1 protein-coding gene is annotated in these 3,529 nt (G+C 73.6%); it reads right to left on the bottom strand.

Annotated features, from left to right (window positions below; all coding sequences use genetic code 11):
• Positions 1-92: 92 nt before the first annotated feature.
• Positions 93-3,212 (bottom strand): exodeoxyribonuclease V subunit gamma, encoded by a 3,120-nt coding sequence (gene recC, locus PHC73_RS12595; RefSeq protein ID WP_300128847.1) that lies wholly within the window; start codon positions 3,210-3,212, stop codon positions 93-95.
• Positions 3,213-3,529 lie beyond the last annotated feature (317 nt).

Here is a 3,529-nt window from a genome sequence, read left to right as displayed (position 1 = left end):
CGCGGCGATGGTCCAGGTCTTGCCGGTACCGGCGCTGGCTTCGATCAGGTACCGGCCGGCCAGCGGCAGCGCGAGCGGGTCGAGCCGGTTGCTCACGACCTCACCCACGCTGCCAGCAAGGGGCCGAACACGCGCATCGCCAGCTCCGCGAAAGCCGGTTCCTGCAGCGGCTCGCGGCCGCGGAAGGCCACCTGCAGGTCGGGGTCGTCGCGCTCGCCCGCAGTGCCCTGGAAACTGTTGCCGTTCCACTCGCTCCAGGCCGCCTGCAGGCCCCTGTCAGGCTCGTTGGCGGCGGCGTAGGCCAAGGCGCTTTTTGGCAGCAGCGGCAGCGGCTCGCAAAGCCCCTGTCTCGCCAGCGCCACGAGGTCGGCCAACGTCGCCGCGGCGTTTTGCACCGGCGCGAGGCGCACCGTCTGCTCGCGGGTGAACAGATGGCTTTCCACCGCCAAGCCGGCGGCATTGACGGCCAGATGCCGCACCCACAGCGACAGCACGCGCGGGCCGTTAGCGTTCTTGCTGTATTGGCAGTCCACCAAGCCGGCGGCGGTGAGCCCGCGCAGGCGGCCGGTGAGCACGGTGCCGGCGATGTCGAGCTCGACCAGCCGGTCCGGCTGCGGCTGCGCCAGCAGCGGCGCCGCGCGGGCAGCCAGTGCGCCGGCATCCGCCCAAGCCTGGTCGAACAGCCGCCGGCCGGCCGCTGCGGCGGGCAGCGCGCCCTGCGCCCGCAGCGCGCGGTACGTGTCGTCCGCCGTGCGGCCGGCCAGGTGCGCTTGCACCAGCTGCTGGCCGACCGCGTAGGCGTCGAGGCCGGCCAGATAAAACGGCTCGTCGTCGGCCGGCGCCTCGTCCAGCTTGCCCAGGCGAAGGCCGAGCCGGCCCCGCAGAAACCAGCGCGCCGGCGAGCGCACGAAGTCGAGCAGGTCATCGAGCGTCCAGCCGTCCGGATCGGCCGGCGACAGCGGCTGGGCGGCGAACACCGGCGCCGGCGGCGCGCGCTCGAACCACTCACCGGCGTAGGTGACCAGATCAGGTTCCCGCCCGTAGCGCGCGCTGAACGCCTGCAGCGGATGCACGATGACGGGCGCGCCCGTGTCGCTCATCTGCCGCAGCACGTCGAGCAGCTCGGTGATGAGCGCCGACGGCGGCAGCGGCGCGTTGTCGGCCTGGCGGCGACCGACGTAGCTCAGGTGCAGCGTGTCGCGGGCGGCGAGCAGCGCCTCCAGTAGCAGGTAGCGATCCTCGTCGCGCGGCACCCGATCACCGGGTCGGTAGTCGCCGGCCAGGCGGTCGAACTCGGCCGGCCGCGCGCGGCGCGGGAACTCGCCGTCGTTCAGGCCCAGCACGCACACCACGCGGAACGGAATGGCCCGCATCGGCGCCAGCCGGCAGCAGGTGAGTGCGCCGGTGATGAAGCTGCGCGCCGGGCCGGGCTCGTCGAGCGCACCGCTGAGGTAGCCCTTGACCGCCGCCCGCGCCAGCGGTGCCGCGCCGGCGCCGGCCTGCGCCTCGGCCTCGAGCCGCAGCACGGCGCCGCGCAGCAGCGCGAGCGTGTCGGCCTCGTCCTCGTCGCCGGGCTCGAACAGCGCGAGCGCCGCCAGTAGACGGGGCGTCCATTCGGCCGGCAGATGCGGACCGGCCAGCTCGCGCTGCAAGCCGCGCAGGCGCCGCAGCAGCTCGGCAAAGCCGCCAGCGGCCTGCGCAAGCTCGCTGTCGGCGAGCGGCAACGGCAGCAGATCGCCAAGCGGCTGCGAGCTGGCGTGCCCCAGCAGCAGGCGATCGAGGCCGCCACGCCAAGTGTGCTCGTCGCTTGGCGGCAGGCCGAGTTCGGCGCGGGCGGCGGCGTCGAATGCGAACCGCGCGCCGCTTTGCTGTACCAGCGCACGCAGGCGCGGCAGGCTCGCGTCCGCGATGCCAAACGCCCGGCACAGCGCCGGCAGCTCCAGCAGCGACAGCACCTGCGAGGCCGGCAGCCGGCTTTGCGGCAGATCGAGCAGGTCCAGGAATGCCGCGGCGAGCGCCCGTTCGGCGCGCGGCGCGCGGTCGGCAATCGCGTACGGAATGCGCCGGCCGGCCGGCGCCGAGTCGAACACGGCGGTGATGTGCGGGGCGTAGGCGTCGATGTCGGGCGCCATTACCACGCAGTCGCGCGGCGACAGATCCGGATGCGCCTCGAACAGCCCCAGCAGGCGGTCGTGCAGCACCTGCACCTCGCGCAGCCGGCTGTGGCAGACGTGAATTTCGATCGAGCGGTCGCCCGGCGCCACCGCCGCCGGCTGTGGCGGCTCCAGCAGCAGCAGGTCGCGCTGCAGGCGCCGCAGCAGGGTAGCGTCGCCGGGGTCGTCGTAGTCTTCGGTCTCGTGCGCCGCGCAGTCGAGCAACTGCGCCGCGAAGGCGCGTCCGGCCTGCCCCCAGGCAGCCAGCAGCGGATGACCGCCGGCCGCAGCATCGGCGAGATCCTCCGCCCTGACGGTCTGCTGCGCCCAGCGCCGCCGCCTGGCTTGCACGCGCGGCGTGGTCAGCTCGTGCCAATAGGCGGCGCAGGGATCGGGAACGTACAGATGCACCTCGCCGCGCACGGCCAGCGCCTGCAGCAGTGCCAGGTACGCCGGCGCCAGCGCCGACAGGCCGAACACCGACAGCCGCCCAGGCAGGCCGATGGTGACCAACCGCCCCGCGCGGGCGCGCCCGAGCAGGTCCAGCAACAGCCGTCCCTGGTGTGGACGGCCGGCCGCCAGCGTGCGCCACAGCTGGGCGTCCCAGCCGGCATCCGCGCCAGCCTCCCAGGCCGCCAGCCAGTCGGGCCGAAACAGCTGATAGCGCTCATAGCAGTCGGCCAGGCGCCGCGCCAGCTGCCAGGCCTTCAGGCCGTCGTCGTCGGCCAGGTAGCGGTCGATCTCGGCCGGCCGGTCGGGCGCCGCAAACGCCGCCAGCAGCCCGAACAGCAGCGGCCCTTGCTCGGCAGGCGCCAGCGCCGGCAGGCTCGGCTCCTGCGCGCGCAGCACCCGCCACACGAAGCTCGCCGGGAACACGCAGTCCAGATTCGCCGCCACACCCAGGCGCTGCGCCACCGCCAGCGACAGCCAGCGCGCCATGCCGGCGTTGGGCACGACCAGGGTCTCGGGCGCCAGCGCCGGGCCGGCCGGCACGGCGATCAGCTCGCACAGTCGATCGGCCAGGCGCTCCAAACGGTTGCTGTGGTGAACGTGCAGCATGGAAACCGGCAAATGGCAGGCGACGGGCGGCGCCAGGCACAGTACGCCTGCGGGGCACTGCAGCATGCCCTGCCAGGCGCGCCGGCGCCAGTGGCCACGGCCCGTCGGCCGGTCAGGGTTTGTGAAGAAATGCGCGTCCTGCGCATTGCTTGCGTCGCCCGTCCGGTACGCGCCCGGACGGGCTCGCGCGAATCGAGCCCTCAAGGGCTCGATTCGCGTCCGGCCATCCCCGGCCGGCCTCGGAACTTGAAAAATTCACACGCTCTTAGTGCCGCCAACCCCAGTGCGTGATCGCCTCCATATCCACGCCAGCCACC

The sequence above is a fragment of the Immundisolibacter sp. genome (assembly GCF_028696615.1).
GTDB lineage: Bacteria > Pseudomonadota > Gammaproteobacteria > Immundisolibacterales > Immundisolibacteraceae > Immundisolibacter.
This window is presented reverse-complemented; position numbering and strand designations above follow the sequence as displayed.

What these genes read in the sequence shown, in the direction of transcription:
- recC (WP_300128847.1), bottom strand. Translation starts at nt 3,212, where the DNA reads ATGCTGCACGTTCACCACAGCAACCGTTTGGAGCGCCTGGCCGATCGA.